The sequence below is a fragment of the Streptomyces sp. NPDC111520 genome (assembly GCF_055635295.1).
In genome coordinates this window covers 333281-356912 of the sequence record NZ_JBVKBW010000004.1, presented here as the reverse complement: position 1 = coordinate 356912, position 23632 = coordinate 333281, and the positions used below count along the sequence as shown (strand labels likewise).

Here is a 23632-nt window from a genome sequence, read left to right as displayed (position 1 = left end):
CATCGGTCGGGTCGTCGGATCAGCCATCGGTTCAGGATTTTCCGAATTCTTTGTTGATGAGGTCGAAGAGGTCGTCGGCGGACGCCGACGCGATTTCGACGTCCTCGTCCTCGCCCCCTCCGGTGGCCGCTCGTTCCGCCCTGTTCCACTTCGCCAGGAGGGATTCGAGCCGTGCGGTGACGCGGGCGCGTTCGGTGGTGTCCTCGGGGACGGACGACAGGAGGAACTCGAGCTTGTCGATCTCCGCGAGGGCGGGCAGTGCGGGGGTGGTGTCCTCGCCGACGACCTCGGCCCGGATGTGCGCCGCGAGCGCCGCGGGGGTCGGGTGGTCGAAGACGAGGGCGGCCGGCAGGCGCAGCCCGGTGGCGGTCTGCAGCCGGTTGCGCAGTTCGACGGCGGTCAGCGAGTCGAAGCCCAGTTCCTTGAAGGCGCGTCCGGCCTCGACCGACGCCGCGCCCTGGTGACCGAGGACGGCCGCGACCTGCGCGCGGACCAGGTCGAGCACGACCCGCTCCGCGTCGGCCACGGGAAGCCCCCGCAACTGGGCCTGGAGGTCGGGGGCTTCGTCCGTGGACGCAGCGGCGCTTTCCTGTCCTGCGGCGAGCGCGCGGCGCACCTCGGGCAGGTCGCCGATCAGCGGGCGCGGCCTGGCGGCGGTGAAGGCCGGGGCGAACAGGTGCCAGTCGACGTCGGCCACGATCACGGTGGTCTCGTCCCCGTCCAGGGCACGCTGGAGCGCCGCGATGGACCGGTTCGGCGCCATCGCGAGCAGTCCGCGCCGGCGCAGCTGCTCCTCCGCGCCGTCGTCGGCGACGAGGCCGCCCTCGGCCCAGGGGCCCCAGGCCACCGAGGTCGCCGTCAGCCCGCGGGCCCTGCGGTGCTGTGCCAGGGCGTCGAGGTGGGCGTTGGCGGCGGCGTAGGCGGCCTGGCCGCCGCTGCCCCACGCACCCGCGATGGAGGAGAAGAGGACGAAGGCGTCGAGGTCGGCCGTGCCGAGGAGTTCGTCGAGGTGGGCGGCGCCGGCGACCTTGGCGGCGACGACGTCGGCCATGTCGCCGGGGCCCGTCTCGGCCAGCGGCGCGAACTGCCCGGCGCCCGCCGTGTGGAAGACCGCGGTGAGACCCGGCCCGCCCGTTCCGTCGGCCTGCGGTTCGCGCAGCCGCGCCAGCAGGTCGGCGACGGCCTGGCGGTCGGTCACGTCGCAGGCCACGGCCGTGGCCCGGGCGCCCAGGGCGCCGATCTCGGCGACCAGTCCGTCCGCGCCGGGTGTCTGCGGCCCGCGCCGGCTGACCAGCACCAGGTGCTCCGCGCCGTGGGCCGCCAGCCAGCGGGCGACGTGGCCGCCGAGGGCGCCCGTTCCGCCGGTGACGAGGACGGTGCCGCGGGGACGCCACGGCGTACGCTCCGCCGCGGGCGTGCGGTCGGGGTCGTGCTGAATGCGGCGGGCCAGCAGGCCACTTGGGCGGATGGCGATCTGGTCCTCGTCCCCGCGGCTTGCGAGGACGCCGAGCAGCCGGTCCAGGACCCGATCGTCCACGGTCCCCGGCAGGTCCACGAGGCCGCCCCAGCGGTCGGGGTGCTCCAGGGCCACGACCCGGCCCAGGCCCCACACCTGGGCCTGCGGGACGCTCGTCAGGCGGTCGGACGGCGAGGTCGCGACCGCCCCTGACGTGACGCACCACAGCGGTGCCGTGATGCCGGTGTCGCCCAGTGCCTGCACCAGCGATCCCGTCAGCAACAGCCCCGCGGGCGCGGCGCCGTGCACGGGATGCGGCTGCTCGGCGAAGGCGAGCAGCGACACGACGCCCGCGACACGACCGGTCCCGCTCGCTCCGGCGATCTCGCGCAGCCGGCCCGCGAGTGCCTCCCGGCCGGCTTGGGCCTCGGTGACGACGAGATTCCGCACGTCCGCCCCGCGCGCCGCCAGGGCGCCGGAGACGCCGGGAAGGCCTCCCTCCCTGTCCTCCGCCGTGCTCACGACGATCCATGTCCCGGACGGGCCGCCGGTGGCGGGAAGGCCCAGTGGCTTCCAGGTGACGCCGTACCGCCAGCCGTCCACGGCGGACTCCTCCTGGCGCTGCCGCCGCCATGCCGACAAGGCGGGCAGCAGTGCGCTCAGCGGCTGGTCCGCGTCGACGCCCAGGGTTCCGGTGAGCGCGGCGGGGTCCGCGTTGTCGACGGCCTCCCAGAACGGTGCGTCGGCACCGTCCGCCGCACCGAACCGCCTGTCGACGTCCTCGCCGGAGGTCACGGCGTCGGCCTCCTCCAGCCAGTAGCGCTCGCGCTGGAAGGCGTAGGTGGGCAGGTCGACGCGGCGGGCGCCGGTCCCGGCGAAGAACCGCTCCCAGCCGACGGTGACGCCGCGGACGTGGGCCCGGGCGAGGGCGGTCACGGCCGTCTCCGGCTCCGGACGGCCCTTGCGCAGGACGGGGAGGAAGGTCGCACCCTCTCCGGTCACACACTCCTGGGCCATCGCGGACAGCACACCGTCCGGGCCGAGCTCCAGGTAGGTCGTGACCCCGGCTTCCTCCAGAGCGCGTACGCCGTCCAGGAAGCGAACGGCCTCACGGACGTGCCGCACCCAGAAGTCGGGCGAGGTCACTTCGTCCGTGACCAGGGCGCCGGTCAGGTTGGAGACGAGCGGAATGCGGGGCAAAGCGTAGGACAGGCCCTCGGCAACCTTGCGGAAGTCCGCCAGCATCCCGTCCATGTGCGGCGAGTGGAAGGCGTGACTGACCGTCAGCCGCTTCGACTTCCGGTCCGCGAACCGCGCCACGATCGCCGTGGCCGCGTCCTCGTCACCTGCGACCACCACCGCTTGCGGCCCGTTGACGGCCGCGATGCTCACGCGCTCGTTCAGCAGCGGCAGGACCTCGTCCTCCGAGGCCTGCAACGCGATCATCACGCCACCACCCGGCAGCGCCTGCATCAACCGCCCGCGCGCCGCCACCAGGGCGCACGCGTCCTCCAGCGAGAAGACACCCGCCACGTGGGCGGCGGCAATCTCACCGATCGAGTGCCCGGACACGAAGTCCGGCGTCAGGCCCCACGACTCGACCAGCCGGAACAGCGCCACCTCCACCGCGAACAGCGCCGGCTGCGTGTACCCGGTCCGGTCGAGCAGGTCGCCGTCGTCGCCGAACAGCACATCCTGCAGCGGCACATCGAGATGCGCGTCCATCCGGGCGCAGACCGCGTCCAAGGCGTCCGCGAAGGCCGGGTAGCTGTCGTAGAGCTCCCGTCCCGCCCCCGGCCGCTGGCTGCCCTGCCCTGTGAACAGGAACGCGAGCGCGCCGTCAGCGGCTGTCCCCAGGTGGAGGTCGGACGCCTCCTCGCCCGCTGCCACGGCCGTGAGCGCCTCCAGGAACTCCTCCCGCTCCCCCGCCACGAACACCGCACGCCGCTCCAGAGCCGCCCGCGACGTGGCCAGGGTGTAGGCCACGTCGACCGGCTCCAGCAGCGGATCGGCTGCGATACGAGCCCGGAGCCTGTCGGCCTGGAGGGCCAGCGCCGTCCCGTTCTTCGCCGACAGCACCCACGGCGTCACGGCGGGCCGGTCCGACACGGCCGTCACGGCGATGTCGTCCGGGGCCTGCTCCAGGATGGTGTGGGCGTTGGTGCCGCTGATGCCGAACGACGAGATACCGGCGCGCCGGGGCCGTCCGGTGTCGGGCCACTCCTGCCGTTCGGTGAGCAGGGCGATCTCGCCGGCCGACCAGTCCACGTGCGGGGTCGGCTCGTCGACGTGGAGGGTCTGCGGCAGCACCCCGTGGCGCATCGCCATGACCATCTTGATGACGCCCGCAACACCGGCCGCCGCCTGCGTGTGCCCGAGGTTGGACTTGATCGACCCCAGGAACAGTGGCTGCTCCGGCATCCGGTCCTGGCCGTACGTGGCCAGCAGGGCCTGCGCCTCGATCGGGTCACCCAGCCGGGTGCCCGTGCCGTGCGCCTCCACCGCGTCCACATCGGCAGCGGACAGCCCGGCGCTCGCCAGGGCCTGCCGGATCACCCGCTGCTGCGACGGGCCGTTCGGCGCCGTCAGACCATTGCTCGCACCGTCCTGGTTCACCGCCGAGCCACGCACCAGCGCCAGCACCGGGTGACCGTTGCGCCGCGCGTCCGACAGCCGCTCCACCAGCAGCATGCCCACGCCCTCACCCCACCCCGTACCGTCCGCGGCCGCCGCGAACGCCTTGATCCGGCCGTCCTCGGCGAGCCCGCGCTGCCGGCTGAAGTCGATGAACGTGCCAGGCGACGACATGACCGTCACACCGCCGGCCAGTGCGAGCGAGCACTCACCGCTGCGCAGGGCCTGAGCGGCGAGGTGCAGGGCGACCAAGGACGCGGAACAGGCGGTGTCGACCGTCATCGCGGGGCCTTCGAGCCCGAAGGCGTAGGAGAGCCGGCCGGAGACGATGCTGGCCGCGTTGCCCGTGCCCAGGAACCCTTCGATCCCCTCCGGGATGGCCTGGAGTGCCGTCGCGTAGTCCTGCCCGTTGGTGCCGACGAAGACGCCCGCCTGGCTCCCGTGCAACGAGGTCGGGTCGATGCCGGCCCGCTCGAACGCCTCCCACGACGTCTCCAGCAGCAGCCGCTGCTGCGGATCCATCGCCAGCGCCTCACGCGGCGAGATCCCGAAGAAGTCCGCGTCGAACTCGGCGGCGTCGTAGAGGAATCCACCTCCGCGGGCGTAGAACGTCCCCTGACGGTCCGGGTCGGAACTGTAGAGCCGTTCCAGGTCCCAGCCGCGGTCGATGGGGAACTCCCCCACCGCGTCCGTCCCCGTCACCAGCAACTGCCAGAGGTCTTCCGGAGTCCGCACGCCGCCCGGGAAGCGGCAGCTCATCGCCACGATCGCGATCGGGTCGTCATCGGTGGCGACCGCCGCGGGCAGATCGGCATCCGCGACCCGCACCGTCCCCAGCAGCTCACCCCGCAGGTACTCCGCCAGCGCCGCAGACGTCGGGTAGTCGTAGACCAGCGTCGCCGGCAACCGCAGCTCGGTCGCCGCACCCAGCCGGTTACGCAGCTCGACCGCCGTCAGCGAGTCGAAGCCCAGCTCCTTGAACGCCCGCCCGGCCCCCACCGCGTCGACCCCGGCATGACCGAGCACAGCAGCGACCTGGGCACGCACCAGTGCGAGCAGTTCACGCTCCCGCTCAGCCGCGGGAAGGGCCGCCAGCCGCTCGGCCAGGGTGGTCGACGCCACGACGACCGACGCATCGGGTGTGGCGGCGTCCGCAGGGACAGGCCTTGCATCCACCAGAGCGGCGAAGAGGTTGCTGGGGCGCCCGGCGGTGAACTCGGAGGCGAAGCGCTCCCAGACGAAGTCCGCGATCACGACGGTGGAGTCCGCGGCGCCGACGGCGCGTCCCATCGCTGTGACGGCGGACCCGGCCTTCATCGGCGGGACCCCGCCTCGGCGCATGCGGGCCGCCATCTCCTCGTCGGCGGCCATGCCGCCCTCGGCCCACGGACCCCACGCGATCGACGTCGCCGCCAGACCGTCCGCCCGGCGCTGCTCCGCCAAAGCGTCCAGGAAGGCGTTCGCAGCCGCGTAGTTCGCCTGCCCGGACGTGCCGACCGTGCCACTGACCGACGAGAACAGCACGAACGCGTCCAGCACGATGCCGAGCTCGCTCGTCAGCTCGTGCAGGTTCGCCGCCGACGTGGCCTTCGCCCGCAGAACGGCCTCGAGACGTTCCGGGGTCAGGGCATCGAGCACCCCGTCGTCCAGCACACCAGCCGTGTGCACGACGGCGGTCAGCGCATCGGCGTGTTCAGCCAGCACCGCACGCAGGGCCTCCCGATCGGAGGCATCACACGCGACGACCGAGACGTCGACGCCCAGTTCCGCCACCAACTCCGCGGCACCGGGCGCCTCCATGCCGCGCCGGCTGGTCAGCACCAGCCGCTCGGCACCGGCGCCCGCCAGCCACCGCGCGACACGGCCGCCCAGCGCGCCCGTGCCGCCCGTGACCAGCACCGTCCCGGACGGGACCCACGACTCCGTGTCCTCCGGCAGCGCCGCGCGGACCAGCCGTCGGCCGAAGACACCGGTTGAGCGCACGGCCACCTGGTCCTCACCGGAACCGGCCAGCACACCCACCAGACGGGACTGCGCCCGCTCGTCCAGGAGCCCGGGGAGGTCGATCAGGCCACCCCAACGCTCCGGAACCTCCAGCCCAGCCACCCGCCCCAGACCCCACACCTGCGCCTGCACCGGCGACACCAGCCGGTCCGACCGGCCGACCGACACCGCACCCCGCGTCAGACACCACAACCGGGCGTCCACTCGGGCATCGCCCAGGGCCTGTACCAACGCCACCGTGCCGGCGAGGTCCAGCAGCGACACGACACCCGAGTACGCACCGTCGACCAGGTCCGCCAGCGCCGCGCGATCCGTGCCCGGGCCGACCACGACCCGCTGGACGTCGGCGCCCCGGCCCGCCAGCGCGCCCACCACCGGTGCGTCGTCGGCGCCCCCGGCCGGCACGACCACCAGCCACGATCCGGACAACCGCGCACCGGAGGCCTCGACGAGCGGCTTCCACACCACCCGGTACCGCCAGCCGTCCACCTCCGACCGCTCCCGGCCCTGCCGGCGCCACGCCGACAACGCCGGAAGCACCTCACCCAGCGACGCATCACCGGACACGTCCAACTCGGCCAGGAGCGACGCCAGATCCTCCCGCTCCACCACGTCCCAGAAGCGAGCGTCCGAGGCATCGGCGGTGGCACCGGGCCGGGACGCGTCGATGGGCTCCGGCCAGTACCTCTGCCGCTGGAACGCATAAGTCGGCAAGTCGATGTACCGGTCGCCGGCCCCGGCGAAGAACGTCCGCCAGTCGACCTCCACTCCTCGCACGTGTGCCTGCGCCAGAGCCGTCACGGCCGTCTCGGCTTCCGGACGGCCCTTGCGCAGCACCGGAACGAAGGCCACGCCCTCGCCCGACACGCACTCCTGCGCCATCGCCGACAGCACGCCGTCCGGGCCGAGTTCGACGTACGTGGTGACCCCGATGTCCTCCAAGGCACGGACGCCGTCCAGGAAGCGCACGGCCTCACGGACGTGCCGCACCCAGAACTCCGCGGACGCCGGCTCGTCCGTGACCACGGCACCGGTCAGGTTCGAGACGACCGGGATCCGCGGCACCTCGAAGGACAGCCCGAACACCACCTCACGGAACGCCTGCAACATCCCGTCCATGTGCGGCGAATGGAACGCATGGCTGACCTGCAGCCGCTTCGACTTCCGCCCCGCGAAGGACGCCGCGATCGTCATGGCGACGTCCTCGTCACCGGCGACCACGACCGACCGCGGGCCGTTGACGGCGGCGATGCTCACCTGGTCGGTGAGCAGCGGCAGGACCTCGTCCTCCGAGGCCTCCAGCGCGATCATCACGCCGCCGGCCGGCAGCGCCTGCATCAACCGGCCCCGCGACGCCACCAGAGCGCACGCGTCCTCCAGCGAGAAGACACCCGCCACGTGCGCGGCGGCGATCTCACCCACCGAATGCCCCGACACGAAGTCCGGACGCACACCCCACGACTCCAACAACCGGAACAGCGCCACCTCCACCGCGAACAGCGCGGGCTGGGTGAACTCCGTCCGGTCCAGGACCTCGGCGTCGTCCCCGAACACCACGTCCCGCAACGGCACATCGAGGTAGGCGTCCATCCGGGCGCAGACCGCGTCCAACGCGTCCGCGAAGACGGGGTACGTGTCGTACAGCTCACGCCCCATCCCGAGCCGCTGGCTGCCCTGCCCCGTGAACAGGAACGCGAGCTTGCCCGCGACCGGGGATCCGGTCACCACACCTGCGGACTCTCCGCCGGCCACGGACGCAAGCCGCTGGAGGAACGCGTCGCGGTCGCCGGCGACGATGACGGCTCGGTGGTCGAGCGCGGCCCGACCGGTCGCCAGCGCACGGCCGATCTCCACCGGGCGCAGGTCGGTGTGGGCGTCGAGGCGGGCGTGAAGGCGTGCCGCCTGGTCACGCAGGGCATCCTCGGACTTGCCCGACAGCACCCATGCCGATGTCGCCGGACGATCGGTGTCCGCCTCGTCCGCCACGTCCGTCTGCGCGACCTCGGTGGCCTGCTCGATGATCGTGTGCGCGTTGGTGCCGCTGATGCCGAACGACGAGACACCGGCCCGGCGCGGACGGCCCGTCACCGGCCACTCCCGCCCTTCGGTGAGCAGGGCGATGTCTCCGGCCGTCCAGTCGACGTGCGGGGTCGGCTCGTCCACGTGGAGCGTCTGCGGCAGTACCCCGTGCCGCATCGCCAGCACCATCTTGATGACGCCCGCGACACCGGCCGCGGCCTGCGTGTGCCCGAGGTTGGACTTGATGGAGCCGAGCAGCAGCGGCTGCTCCGGCGAGCGGTCCTGGCCGTACGTCGCGAGCAGGGCCTGCGCCTCGATCGGGTCCCCGAGCCGGGTGCCCGTGCCGTGCGCCTCCACCGCGTCCACATCGGCAGCGGACAGCCCGGCGCTCGCCAGGGCCTGGCGGATCACCCGCTGCTGCGATGGGCCGTTGGGCGCCGTCAGACCGTTGCTCGCGCCGTCCTGGTTCACCGCCGATCCCCGGACGAGGGCGAGGACCGGGTGGCCGTTGCGCCGCGCGTCCGACAGCCGCTCCACCAGCAGCATGCCCACGCCCTCACCCCACCCCGTACCATCCGCGCCCGCGGCGAACGCCTTGATCCGGCCGTCCTCCGCCAGACCCCGCTGACGACTGAAGTCGACAAAGGTCTCAGGCGTCGACATCACCGTCACGCCGCCCGCCAGCGCCATCGAGCACTCGCCCTGCCGCAGCGCCTGCACCGCCCAGTGCAACGCCACCAGCGACGAGGAGCAGGCCGTGTCCACGGTCACCGCCGGCCCCTCAAGCCCCAGCGCGTACGAGACCCGACCCGACATCACACTGCCGGCATTGCCCGTCCCGAGGTGACCTTCGAGGCCCTCGGTCTCCCCGGCGAGAAGGGAGAGGTAGTAGTCCTGTCCGTTGGTACCGACGAACACACCGGTCCGGCTGCCGCGCAGCGAGGAGGGGGCGATGCCGGCCCGCTCGAACGCCTCCCACGACGTCTCCAGCAGCAACCGCTGCTGCGGGTCCATGGCCAGCGCTTCACGCGGCGAGATCCCGAAGAGGTCCGCGTCGAACTCGGCGGCCCCGTAGAGGAATCCACCGCCACGGGCATAGAACGTCCCCTGACGATCCGGGTCCGGACTGTAGAGCTCCTCCAGGTCCCAGCCGCGGTCGACGGGGAACTCCCCCACTGCGTCCGTCCCCGTCACCAGCAACTGCCACAGTTCTTCGGGAGTCGTGACGCCGCCGGGGAAACGGCAGCTCATCGCCACGATCGCGATGGGATCGTCGTCCGTGGCGACCGCCGCGGGGAGGTCGGCATCCGTGACCCGGATCGTCCCCAGCAACTCGTCCCGCAGATACCCGGCGAGCGCAGCGGACGTCGGGTAGTCGTAGACGAGCGTCGCCGGCAACCGCAGCTCCGTCGCCGCATGCAACCGGTTGCGCAACTCGACCGCCGTCAGCGAGTCGAAGCCCAGCTCCTTGAACGCCCTACCGGCCCCCACCGCATCGACACCGGCATGGCCCAGGACAGCCGCCACTTGGCTCCTGACCAGCTCCAGCAGCATCCGCTCCTGCTCAGCCCCAGCGACGGTGGACATCCGCTTCGCGAGAGACGTCGGGCCTCCGGCGTCGGCGGCCGCCTCCGCCACCTCTGCCCGCTTCGCGCGCGCCTCAGAGAGCTCGGCAAACAGCGAGCTGCGGCGCACGGTGGTGAATCCCTCGAGGAATCGGTCCCATTCCACGTCCGCCACGGTGAGCGCGGCCTCACCGGAACCGACCGCCCGCCGCAGGGCGTCGACCGCCAGGTCCACCCGCATCGGCGGCACGCCATCACGACGCATCCGGGACACAAGCCCCTCATCCGCCGCCATGCCGCCCTCGGCCCACGGACCCCACGCGATCGACGTCGCCGCCAGGCCCTCCGCACGACGCTGCTCCGCCAACGCATCCAGGAAGGCGTTCGCAGCCGCGTAATTACCCTGCCCAGGCGTACCGACCGTGCCGCTCATCGACGAGAACAGCACGAACGCGTCCAGCTCAACACCGAGCTCGATCGTCAACTCGTGCAGATTCAAGGCCGACGCGGCCTTCGCCCGCAGCACACCGTCGATGCGCTCAGGAGTCAGAGCGTCCAGCACACCGTCGTCCAGGACGCCGGCCGTGTGGACGACGGCGGTCAGCGAGTCGGCGTGCTCGGCGAGCAGCGCCCGCAGGGCATCACGGTCGGAAGCGTCACAAGCGACGACCGACACCTCGACACCCAGCTCCGCCACCAGCTCAGCCGCACCCGGCGCGTCCATCCCCCGCCGGCTCGTCAGCACCAACCGCTCGGCACCAGCCTCCGCCAACCACCGCGCGACACGACCACCCAGCGCACCCGTACCGCCCGTCACCAGCACCGTGCCCGACGGCGACCACGACCCCGCCCCCTCCCGCAGCGACGCGCGGACCAGCCGTCGCCCGAACACGCCGGACGAACGCACAGCCACCTGGTCCTCACCCGTACCGGCCAGCACACCCACCAGACGGGACAGCGCACGCTCGTCCAGCATCTCCGGCAGGTCGACCAGACCGCCCCAGCGCTCCGGCACCTCCAGCGCAGCCACCCGCCCCAGACCCCACACCTGCGCCTGCACCGGCGACACCAGCCGATCCGACCGGCCGACCGACACCGCACCCCGCGTCAGACACCACAACCGGGCATCCACCCCGGCATCACCCAAAGCCTGCACCAACGCCACCGTGCCGAAGAGGTCCAGCAGCGACACCACACCCGCGTACGCACCGGCAACGAGCCCCGCCAACGCCGCACGATCCGCGCCCGGCTCGACCTCGACCCGGCGCACCTCCGCACCACGCCCCACCAGCGCACCCACCACCGGCCCGGCAACGTCGCTCCCGACCGGCACCACCATCAGCCACGCACCCGACAGGCGATCGGCGGCAGGAGCGGTCAGCGGCGTCCACGTCACGCGGTACCGCCAGCCGTCCGCCTCCGACCGCTCCCGGGCCTGACGACGCCACGCGGCCAGTCCGGGCAGGACACTGCCCCAGGCGGTCGTGGCCTCGGTGTCGAGTGTGGCGGTCAGCGACGCGAGGTCCTCGCGGTCCACCGCATCCCAGAACCAGGCATCCGCGGCATCGGATGCGGTGTCGCGGACGACCTCCGTGGAGAGCTCCGGCCAGAACCGCTGCCGCTGGAACACGTAGGTCGGGAGGTCCACGCGCCGAGCGCCCGAACCGGCGAAGTACGCGTGCCAGTCGATCGCGAGGCCTATGACATGGACTCGCGCGAGGGCGTCGCCCAGGCTCTCGGCCTCAGGGCGGGCGGCGCGCAGGAGCGGGACGAAGGCGGCGCCCTCGGGGTCGACGCACTCCTGCGCCATCGCCGACAGCACGCCGTCCGGACCCAACTCCACGAACGTGCTGACCCCAGCAGCCGCCAGCGCACGGACACCATCAAGGAAGCGGACAGCCTCGCGGACGTGCCGCACCCAGAAGTCGGGCGAGGCCATCTCGTCGGTGACCACGGCACCGGTCAGGTTGGAGACGACCGGGATGCGCGGAGCCTCGAAGGACAGCCCCGCCACGACCTCACGGAAGCCGTCCAGCATGCCGTCCATGTGCGGCGAGTGGAACGCATGACTGACCGTCAGACGCTTCGACTTCCGCCCCGCGAAAGACCCCGCAATCGCCGTGGCCGTGTCCTCGTCACCGGCGATGACAACCGACGATGGCCCATTCACGGCCGCGATGCTCACGCGGTCGTTCAGCAGCGGCAGGACCTCGTCCTCCGACGCCTCCAGCGCGATCATCACGCCGCCGGCCGGCAGCGCCTGCATCAACCGGCCCCGCGACGCCACCAGAGCACACGCATCATCCAGCGAGAAGACACCCGCCACGTGTGCCGCGGCGATCTCACCGATGGAATGCCCCGACACGAAGTCGGGTCGCACACCCCACGACTCGACCAACCGGAACAGCGCCACCTCCACCGCGAACAACGCGGGCTGCGCGAACTCCGTCCGGTCCAGAACCCCCGCGTCCTCCCCGAACAGCACATCCCTCAACGGCACATCGAGATGGGCGTCCATCCGGGCGCAGACCGCGTCCAACGCGTCCGCGAACACCGGATGGGCCTCGTACAACTCACGCCCCATCCCGAGCCGCTGGCTGCCCTGCCCCGTGAGCAGGAACGCCGTACGCCCGTCTTCCACCGTGCCGGAAGTGATGGCGGGGACGTCGTCACCGGAGGCCAACCGCGCGAGCAGGTCCGCCACCTCGGCCGTGCTGTCCGCCGAGACGACCGCACGATGGTCCAGGTGCGCGCGACCGGTTGCGAGGGAGTAGCCGAGGTCGACGGGCCGCAAGGCGTTGCCATCCGCCGTCCCGGCCTCTGACAGGCGCGCGCTGAGGGCGGCTGCCTGGGCGCGCAGGGCCTCGGGGGACTTGGCCGACAGGAGGTGCGGGAGCACGCCGGGCGTACGCGACGGAGATTCGGCGGCATCGGGCGCGGGCTCCGGGGCCTGCTCGATGATCGTGTGGGCGTTGGTGCCGCTGATGCCGAACGACGAGACGCCGGCCCGGCGCGGACGCGTGGTGTCGGGCCACTCGACGGACTCGGTCAGCAGGGAGACAGCTCCGGCCGTCCAGTCGACGTGCGGGGTGGGCTCGTCCACGTGGAGCGTCTGCGGCAGCACCCCGTGCCGCATCGCCATGACCATCTTGATGACGCCCGCGACACCGGCCGCGGCCTGCGTGTGGCCGATGTTCGACTTGATGGAGCCGAGGAGCAAGGGTCGGCCCTCGGCGCGCTCCTGGCCGTAGGTGGCCAGCAGCGCCTGGGCCTCGATCGGGTCACCCAGCCGGGTGCCCGTGCCGTGCGCCTCCACGGCGTCCACGTCCGCGGCGGACAGCCCGGCGCTCGCCAGGGCCTGCCGGATCACCCGCTGCTGCGACGGACCGTTCGGCGCCGTCAGACCGTTGCTCGCCCCGTCCTGGTTCACCGCCGAACCCCGCACCAGCGCCAGCACCGGGTGACCGTTGCGCCGCGCGTCCGACAGCCGCTCCACCAGCAGCATGCCGACGCCCTCACCCCACCCCGTGCCGTCCGCGGCCGCCGCGAAGGCCTTGATCCGGCCGTCCTCCGCCAGACCCCGCTGACGACTGAAGTCGACGAAGGCCTCAGGCGTCGACATCACCGTCACGCCGCCCGCCAGCGCCATCGAGCACTCGCCCTGCCGCAACGCCTGCACCGCCCAGTGCAGAGCCACCAGCGACGAGGAACAGGCCGTGTCCACGGTCACCGCCGGCCCCTCCAGCCCCAGCGCGTACGACACCCGACCCGACATCACACTGCCCGCGGTCCCGGTGCCGATGTGTCCTTCCAGGCCGTCGGGCTCGCGGGCGACGAGGGAGAGGTAATCCTGTCCATTGGTGCCGACGAAGACGCCCGCCCGGCTGCCGCGCAGCGAGGAGGGATCGATCCCGGCCCGCTCGAACGCCTCCCACGACGTCTCCAGCAGCAGCCGCTGCTGCGGGTCCATCGCCAGCGCCTCACGCGGCGAGATCCCGAAGAAGTCCGCGTCGAACTCCGAAGCGCCGTCCACGAAGCCGCCTTCGCGGGTGTACGACGTACAGGCTCGGTCCGGGTCGGGGTCGTAGAGCTGTCCCAGGTCCCAGCCGCGGTCGACGGGGAACTCCCCCACCGCGTCCGTCCCCGTCACCAGGAGCCGCCACAGGTCCTCGGGGCTCCGCACACCACCCGGGAAACGGCAGCTCATCGCCACGATCGCGATCGGATCGTCGTCCGTGGCGACCACCGCGGGCAGGTCGACGTCCCCGGAGGGGGCCGTCTCCAGCAGCTCACCCAGCAGATACTCTGCCAGCGCAGCGGACGTCGGATAGTCGTAGACCAGCGTCGCCGGCAACCGCAGTTCCGTCGCCGCACCAAGCCGGTTCCGCAGCTCCACCGCCGTCAGCGAGTCGAAGCCCAGCTCCTTGAACGCCCGCCCGGCCCCGACCGCATCGACACCTGCATGACCAAGAACAGCCGCCACCTGGGTACGCACCAGGTCCAGCATCATCCGCTCCTGCTCGGCCCCGGCAGCAGAGGCCAGCCTGCCGACGAAGGACGCGGAATCCGGGGCCTCGCCGGTGGCGTCCGCCGAGGCAGTCCCTGCCCTGCCCGCTTCGCGGGCGACCCGCAGTTCGCTGAACAGCTCACTGTCGCGGACGGCGGTGAATCCTGCGAGGAAGCGGTCCCATTCCACGTCCGCCACGGTGAGCGCGGGCTCACCGGAACCGACCGCCCGCCGCAGGGCGTCGACCGCCAGATCCACCCGCATCGGCGGCACACCGTCACGACGCATTCGGGCGGCCATCGTCTCGTCAGCGGCCATGCCGCCCTCGGCCCACGGACCCCACGCGATCGACGTCGCCGCCAGGCCGTCCGCATGACGCTGCTCCGCCAACGCATCCAGGAAGGCGTTCGCAGCGGCGTAATTACCCTGCCCAGGCGTACCGACCGTGCCGCTCATCGACGAGAACAACACGAAGGCGTCCAGCCCCACACCGAGCTCGATCGTCAGCTCGTGCAGATTCAAGGCCGAGGTCGCCTTCGCCCGCAGGACGGTCTCAAGACGGTCCGGAGTGAGGGAGTCGAGAACGCCGTCGTCCAGGACGCCGGCAGTGTGGACGACGGCGGTCAGGGAATCGGCGTGCTCGGCGAGTACAGCACGCAGCGCGTCACGGTCAGAGGCATCACACGCGACGACGGAGACCTCAACGCCAAGCTCGGCAACGAGTTCCGCGGCACCCGGAGCGTCCATCCCGCGGCGACTGGTCAGCACCAGCCGTTCCGCACCAGCCTCGGCCAACCACCGCGCGACCCGGCCACCCAGCGCACCCGTACCGCCCGTCACCAGCACCGTGCCCGACGGCGACCACGACCCCGCACCCTCCGGCAGCGACGCGCGGACCAGACGACGCCCGAACACCCCGGACGACCGAACCGCCACCTGGTCCTCACCAGAACCGGCCAGCACCCCGACCACGCGCGACAGCGCACGCTCGTCCAGCAGCTCAGGGAGATCGATCAGACCGCCCCAGCGCTCCGGCACCTCCAGCGCCGCCACCCGGCCCAGACCCCAGACCTGCGCCTGCACCGGCGACACCAGCCGATCCGACCGGCCGACCGACACCGCACCCCGCGTCAGACACCACAACCGGGCACCCACCCCGGCATCGCCCAGAGCTTGGAGCAAAGAGACCGACTCAGCCAGCCCGAGCAGCGAGACCACGCCCGCGTACTCACCAGCAACGAGCCCAGCAAGCGCAACGCGATCCGTGCCCGGCTCGACCTCGACCCGCCGCACCTCCGCACCACGCCCCACCAGCGCATCCACCACCGGGCCGGCAACGTCGCCGCCAGCCGGCACCACGACCAGCCACGCACCCGACAGACGCGCTTCGGGGGCGGCCTGCAGCGGCTTCCAGCTCGTCCGGTATCGCCACCCGTCGACAAGGGCCTGATCCTGACTGCGCCGGCGCCAGGCCGAGAGAGCCGGGACCATGCTTCCCCAGGCGGCGGTGTCGTCGAGGCCGAGCATGGCCCCGAGGGACGTCAGGTCCTCCTGCTCGATGACGTCCCAGAAGCGCGCGTCGATGGTGTCGACGCTCTTCCCGGCGAGGGTGATGTCGGCCTGCCGTGCCTCCGGCCAGTACCGCGTCCGCTGGAAGGCCTGGGTCGGCAGGTCCACCCGCCGCGCACCCGTGCCGGCGAAGAATCCGGCCCAGTCCACCGCCACACCCCGCACGTACGCCTGCGCCAGAGCCGTGACGGCCGTCTCAGCCTCCGCACGCCCCTTGCGCAGCACCGGAACGAAGACCGCGCCCTCGCCCGTCACCCACTCCTGCGCCATCGCCGACAGCACACCGTCCGGACCCAGCTCCACGAACGTGCTGACCCCGGCCGCCTCCAGCGCGCGCTCACCGTCCAGGAAGCGGACAGCCTCCCGCACATGCCGCACCCAGAACTCCGCCGACGCCATCTCGTCGGCGACCACGGCGCCCGTCAGGTTCGAGACGACCGGGATGCGGGGGGCCTCGAACGAAAGCCCCGCCACCACCTCACGGAAGGCGTCCAGCATCCCGTCCATGTGCGGGGAGTGGAACGCGTGACTGACCGTCAGCCGCTTCGACTTCCGGTCCGGGAACGACTCCACGATCGCGAGAGCGGCATCCTCGTCACCCGCGATCACCACCGACGAAGGCCCGTTGACGGCAGCGATGCTCACCCGCTCGTTCAGCAGCGGCAGGACCTCGTCCTCCGAAGCCTCCACCGCGATCATCACGCCGCCGGCCGGCAGCGCCTGCATCAACCGCCCACGCGCCGCCACCAGAGCACACGCGTCCTCCAGCGACAGCACCCCGGCCACATGCGCAGCCGCGATCTCACCGATGGAATGCCCCGACACGAAGTCCGGTCGCACACCCCACGACTCCAACAGCCGGAACAGCGCCACCTCCACCGCGAACAACGCGGGCTGCGCGAACTCCGTACGATCCAGAACCCCCGTGTCCTCCCCGAACAGCACATCCCTCAACGGCACATCGAGGTACGCGTCCATCCGGGCGCAGACCGCGTCCAACGCGTCCGCGAACACCGGGTAGGCCTCGTACAGCTCACGCCCCATCCCCAGCCGCTGGCTCCCCTGCCCCGTGAACAGGAAGGCGAGCGCGCCGGTCGTCGGAGTGCCCTGCACGAGGCCCGGGGGCTGTTCCCCGGCGGCGAGGCCGTGGAGGCCCGCGAGCAGCGCGTCGCGGTCCTCGGTGCCGCTGACCAGGATCGCGCGCGTCTCCAGAGCGGCGCGAGCGGTCGCCAGCGTGTAGGCGGTGTCGAGGGTGGACGCCGCGGGGTGCGCCGTCATGTGGGCGCCGAGGCGGGCGGCTTGGGCCCGCAGCCCGGTCGTGCCCGGCGCGGAGAGGAGGACCGGCAGTACCGAGGGCACCGTGCCGTCAACCGCGGGTTCGGCGTCGTCCCCTGTGGCCGCCGCGGCCGGGGCCTGCTCGACGATCGTGTGGGCGTTGGTGCCGCTGAGACCGAACGACGAGATGCCGGCCCGCCGGGGCCGTCCGGTCTCCGGCCACTCGACGGCCTCGGTCAGCAGGGAGACAGCTCCCGCCGTCCAGTCCACGTGCGGCGTCGGCTCGTCGACGTGCAGGGTCGACGGCAGCACGCCGTGCCGCATCGCCAGCACCATCTTCATCACACCCGCGACACCGGCCGCGGCCTGTGTGTGGCCGATGTTCGACTTGATCGAGCCGAGCAGCAGCGGCTGCTCCGCCGACCGCCCCTGCCCGTACGTCGCCAGCAGCGCCTGCGCTTCGATCGGGTCACCCAGCCGGGTGCCCGTGCCGTGCGCCTCCACGGCGTCCACGTCAGTGGCCGCCAGCCCGGCGCTCGCCAGGGCCTGGCGGATCACGCGCTGCTGCGACGGGCCGTTCGGCGCCGTCAGACCGTTGCTCGCCCCGTCCTGGTTGATCGCCGAACCCCGCACCAGCGCCAGCACCGGGTGACCGTTGCGCCGCGCGTCCGACAGCCGCTCCACCAGCAGCATGCCGACGCCCTCACCCCACCCCGTGCCGTCCGCGGCCGCCGCGAAGGCCTTGATCCGGCCGTCCTCCGCCAGACCCCGCTGACGACTGAAGTCGACGAAGGCCTCAGGCGTCGACATCACCGTCACGCCACCGGCCAGGGCGAGCGAGCACTCGCCCTGCCGCAGTGCCTGGACGGCGAGGTGCAGCGCCACCAGGGAGGACGAGCAGGCCGTGTCGACGGTGATCGCGGGGCCTTCGAGCCCGAAGACGTAGGAGAGCCGCCCGGAGACGACGCTGGCCGCGTTGCCGGTGCCGACGTGGCCTTCGAGGCCGTCCGTCCCGCCCATGACGAGGGACAGGTAGTCCTGGCCGTTGGTGCCGACGAAGACGCCCGCCCGGCTGCCGCGCAGCGAGGAGGGGTCGATGCCGGCCCGCTCGAAGGCCTCCCAGGACGTCTCCAGCAGCAGCCGCTGCTGCGGGTCCATGGCCAGCGCCTCACGCGGCGAGATCCCGAAGAAGTCCGCGTCGAACTCGGGGGCGTCGTGGAGGAACCCGCCGGCCAGGGTGTACGTGGTCCCGGGACGGTCGGGGTCGGCGCTGTAGAGGCCGGTCAGGTCCCAGCCGCGGTCGGACGGGAAGTCACCGACGGCGTCGGCCCCGTCGGCGAGCAGCCTCCACAGTTCCTCCGGGGTCCGTACCCCGCCGGGGAACCGGCAGCTCATCGCGACGATCGCGATCGGGTCGTCGTCGACCGCCGCCGCCGTGGCGACCGGGTCCGTCTCCGCGGGTCGTGCGCCCCGCAGCTCGCGGCGCAGGAACCCGGCGAGCGCGGCCGAGGTGGGGTAGTCGTAGACGAGGGTGGTGGGCAGTCGCAGGTCGGTGGCCGCGCCGAGGCGGTTGCGCAGTTCGACGGCCGTCAGGGAGTCGAAGCCGAGCTCCTTGAAGGCGCGGTCGGCCCCGACGGCGTCGACGCCGCCGTGGCCGAGGACGGCCGCGACGTGCGTACGGACCAGGTCGAGCAGTTCCCGCTCCTGCTCGGTCTCCGTCAGCCCCGCGAGCCGGCGGGCGGCGGTGCCTGCCACGTCGGCTGCCGTGACGGTCTCCCCGTGCGCGACGAAGCCGCCGATCAGCGGGAGCGGTCGGACGGACGTCATGAAGGGGGCGAAGCGGTCCCAGTCGACGTCCGCGACCATGAGCGACGCCTCGCCCGTGCCGACCGCCGGGGCCAGGGCTGCCAAGGCGGGCTCGGGCTGCATGGGGGGCACGCCCTCGTGCCGCATGCGGGCGTCCATGGACTCGTCGGCGGCCATGCCGCCCTCGGCCCACGGACCCCACGCGATCGACGTCGCCGCCAGGCCCTCCGCACGACGCTGCTCCGCCAACGCATCCAGGAAGGCGTTCGCAGCCGCGTAATTACCCTGCCCAGGCGTACCGACCGTGCCGCTCATCGACGAGAACAGCACGAAGGCATCCAGCTCAACGCCCAGCTCGATGGTCAGCTCGTGCAGGTGGAGGGCCGACGTGGCCTTCGACCGCAGCACACCGTCGATGCGCTCAGGAGTCAGAGCATCCAGCACACCGTCGTCCAGGACGCCCGCCGTGTGAACGACGGCGGTCAGCGAGCCGGCGTGCTCGGCAAGCAGCGCCCGCAGGGCCTCCCTGTCCGAGACATCGCACGCGACGACGGAGACCTCGACGCCCAGTTCCGCCACCAGCTCAGCCGCACCGGGCGCGTCCATCCCCCGCCGGCTGGTCAGCACCAGCCGCTCGGCACCAGCCTCGGCCAACCACCGCGCGACCCGGCCACCCAGCGCACCCGTACCGCCCGTCACCAGCACCGTGCCCGACGGCGACCACGACCCCGCCCCCTCCCGCAGCACCGCCCTCACCAGACGACGCCCGAACACCCCGGACGAACGCACAGCCACCTGGTCCTCAACGGAGCCTGCCAGGACCCCGGCCACACGCGACAGGGCCCGCTCGTCCAGCACCTCCGGCAGGTCGACCAGACCGCCCCAGCGCTCCGGCACCTCCAGCGCGGCCACACGCCCCAGACCCCACACCTGCGCCTGCACCGGCGACACCAGCCGATCCGAACGGCCGACCGACACAGCACCCCGCGTCAGGCACCACAACCGGCCGCCCACCCCGGCATCACCCAAAGCCTGCACCAACGCCACCGTGTCGACGAGCCCGAGCAGCGACACCACACCCGCGTACGCACCGCCGACCAGCCCCGCCAGCGCCGCACGGTCCGTCCCCGGCTCGACCTCGACCCGGCGCACCTCCGCACCACGCCCCGCCAGCGCGCCCACCACCGGCCCGGCAACGTCGCTCCTGGTCGGCACCACGACCAGCCACTCGCCCGACAGGCGCGCGCCGGAGGCCTCGGTGAGCGGCTGCCACACCACCCGGTACCGCCGGCCGTCCGCCTCGGACTCGGTACGCCGCCGTCGGCGCCACGCCGACAGGGCGGGAATCAGTTCGCTGAGCGGCCGGTCGCCGTCGAGGTCGCCGTCGAGTCCGAGCGCCGTCGCGAGTCCGGCCACGTCCTCCTGCTCGACCGCGTCCCAGAAGGCGGTGTCGGCGGTGTCCGGGCCGTGTGCCACGTGGGCGGCGGCCCCCGGGCCCGCGTCCATCCAGTAGCGCGAGCGCTGGAAGGCGTACGTCGGCAGGTCCACGCGCCGTGCGCCGGTGCCGCCGAAGAGGCGGCTCCAGTCGACGGCCGCGCCGCGTACGTGGGCGCGGGCGACGGCGGTGAGCAGGGTGACGTCCTCGGCGCGGCCGGAACGCAGGGCCGCGGCGAAGGCGGTGCCCTCGGGGTCGACGCACTCCTGCGCCATCGCGGTGAGCACGGCGTCGGGGCCGAGTTCGAGGTACGTGGTGACGCCGCGGCCTTCGAGGGTGCGGACGCCGTCGAGGAAGCGGACGGCCTCGCGGACGTGCCGCACCCAGTGCTCGGGGTCGGCCAGTTCGTCCGGGGTGGCGGTGCGTCCGGTGAGGAGGGAGACCAGCGGGAGCGTCGGGGTGCCGTACTCGATCACCTGCGCCACGCGGCGGAACTCGTCCAGCATGCCGTCCATGTGCGGCGAGTGGAACGCGTGGCTGACGGCGAGCCGCCTGGTCTTGCGTCCCCGTGCCGTGAAGTGGGCGGCGACGTCCTTCGCGGCGTCCTCGTCGCCGGCGATGACCACCGACTCCGGGCCGTTGACGGCGGCGACGCTCACGCGTGCGTCGAGCAGCGGCAGGACCTCGTCCTCCGCGGCCTGGACGGCGATCATGACGCCGCCACCCGGCAGCGCCTGCATCAGCCGGCCGCGTGCGGCGACCAGGGCGCACGCGTCCTCAAGCGAGAACACGCCCGCCACGTGCGCCGCGGCGATCTCGCCGACCGAGTGGCCGGACACCACGTCCGGCCGCAGGCCCCAGCTCTCCAGCAGCCGGTACAGCGCCACTTCCACCGCGAACAGCGCGGGCTGGGTGTAGGCGGTCTCGTGGAGGAGCGCGGCCTCGGGTGTGCCCTTTTCGGCGAACAGTACGTCGAGCAGGGGCCGTTCGAGCTGGTCCTCGAGGTACCAGCACACGTCGTCGAGGGCGTCGGCGAACTCGGGGTGGGTGTCGTACAGCTGACGGCCCATGCCCAGGCGCTGGCTTCCCTGCCCGGTGAACAGGAACGCGAGCCGGCCGGTGGCGGGCTCGTCGTGGACGGTGGCGGGGGTCCCGGTGCCGTGGGCGAGGGCGTTCAGCGCCTGCAGGAGCGTCTCGCGGTCGGTGCCCAGCGCCACGGCGCGGTGTTCGAAGACGCCGCGGGTGGTGGCGAGGGAGTGGCCGACGTCGGCCGGGGTGAGGCCGGGGTCGGCGGTGACGCGGTCGGCGAGCCGAAGGGCCTGGGCGCGCAGGGCTTCCGGGGTCTTCGCGGACAGGGCCCAGGGCAGGAGCGGCCGGTCGTCGCCGTCTCCTTCGTCGTGGCCGAGGGGGGCGGCGGCCGGTGCCGCGCCGTCGAGGCCGGTGGCGGTGCCGGTGCCGGCTCGCGCGTCCTCGGCCGTGGGTTCCTCGATGATGGCGTGCGCGTTGGTGCCGCTCATGCCGAACGAGGACACGCCGGCGCGGCGCGGCCGTTCGCCCCGGGGCCAGTCGACGGGCTCGGTCAGCAGGGAGACGTCTCCGGCGGTCCAGTCGACGTGCGGGGTGGGTTCGTCGACGTGGAGGGTCCGCGGCAGCACGCCGTGCCGCATCGCCATGACCATCTTGATGATGCCGGCGACACCGGCCGCCGCCTGCGTGTGGCCGATGTTCGACTTCAGGGATCCGAGCCACAGGGGGCTGCCCTCGGTCCGGCCCCGGCCGTACGTGGCGAGCAGTGCCTGGGCCTCGATGGGGTCGCCGAGCGTGGTGCCCGTGCCGTGGGCCTCGACCACGTCCACGTCCGCACTCGACAGGCCGGCGTTGGCGAGCGCCTGACGGATGACGCGCTGCTGCGAGGGGCCGCTCGGGGCCGTCAGGCCGTTGCTGGCGCCGTCCTGGTTGATGGCGGAACCGCGCACCACGGCGAGCACCGGGTGCCCGTTGCGCCGGGCGTCGGAGAGGCGTTCCACCAGCAGCATGCCGGCGCCCTCGCCCCACCCGGTGCCGTCGGCGGCGGCCGCGAACGGCTTGCACCGGCCGTCGGGGGCGAGGCCGCGCTGGCGGCTGAAGGCGATGAAGGAGCCGGGGCTCGCCATGACGGCGACGCCGCCCGCCAGGGCGAGGGAGCACTCCCCGGTGCGCAGGGCCTGGACGGCGAGGTGGAGGGCGGCGAGGGAGGACGAGCAGGCGGTGTCGACGGTGACCGTCGGGCCCTCGAACCCGAAGGTGTAGGCGATGCGGCCGGACGCGACGCTGGCCGCGTTGCCGGTGACAAGGTACCCCTCGAATCCGTCGGTGGCGTCCTGGAGCCGGGGGCCGTATTCCTGGGTTTCCGCGCCGACGAATACGCCGACCTGGCCGCCGCGCAGTCCGGCGGGGTCGACGCCCGCCCGGTCGAAGGCCTCCCAGGACGTCTCCAGCAGCAAACGCTGCTGCGGGTCCATGGCGAGTGCTTCGCGCGGGGATATGCCGAAGAAGCCGGCGTCGAATTGGCCGGCGTCGTGGAGGAATCCGCCTTCGCGGGTGTAACTCGTTCCGGCCCGTCCGGGGTCGGGGTCGTAGAGCGATTCGAGGTCCCAGCCGCGGTCGGTGGGGAATTCGGTGACGGCGTCCGTGCCGGCGGCGACGAGGTCCCAGAGGGCTTCGGGGCTCTGCACCCCGCCGGGGAAACGGCAGCCGATGCCGACGATGGCGATGGGTTCGTCGCTGCTGACGGCGGCGGTGACGGGCGTGCCGGCGGTGTCGTCCAGGCCGAGGAGCGCGGCGCGCAGGTACCGGGTCAGGGCGTCGGGGGTGGGGTGGTCGAAGGCGAGGGTGACGGGGAGTCGCAGGCCGGTTCCGGCGGTGAGGCGGGCGTGCAGGTCGACGGCGGCCAGGGAGTCGAAGCCGAGTTCCAGGAAGGGCCGCCGGGGGTCGAGTACGGCGGGGGCGGAGTCGCGGAGGGCGGCGGAGACCAGTGAGGCGACCCATTCGAGCAGGGTGGCGTGCTGCTCGGTCTCGGTCAGGGGGGCCAGCCGCTCCGGCCACGGGAGGGGGTCGGGCGCGGATTCGGGAGCGGCGTCGATCTCGGTCGGGAAATCGCCGGACTGATTCAGCATCGCACGCTCCATTACCCCCGGACAAGAACCCAAGACCAGGGGTCACTCTCGCATGCGCGGGAAGGGGGAGAAACCCCTAACAATCCCCTACGGGCCCCTAGTCGGGGATCCCGGACTCAAGCGGTCTGAGGTGCGACTGCACCAGGATGCGCGGAGTTCGGCGGCAATTGCAAGAAAGAACGGAAAGAACGGCGAGAATTCCCGGGC

At 72.7% G+C, this 23632-nt stretch carries 1 protein-coding gene; it reads right to left on the bottom strand.

The features are described from left to right. Window positions 1–31 precede the first annotated feature (31 nt). Window positions 32–23425, bottom strand: a complete 23394-nt coding sequence (locus tag ACZ7MY_RS11790; RefSeq protein ID WP_499601206.1) for a type I polyketide synthase — start codon at window positions 23423–23425, stop codon at window positions 32–34. Window positions 23426–23632: the final 207 nt, after the last annotated feature.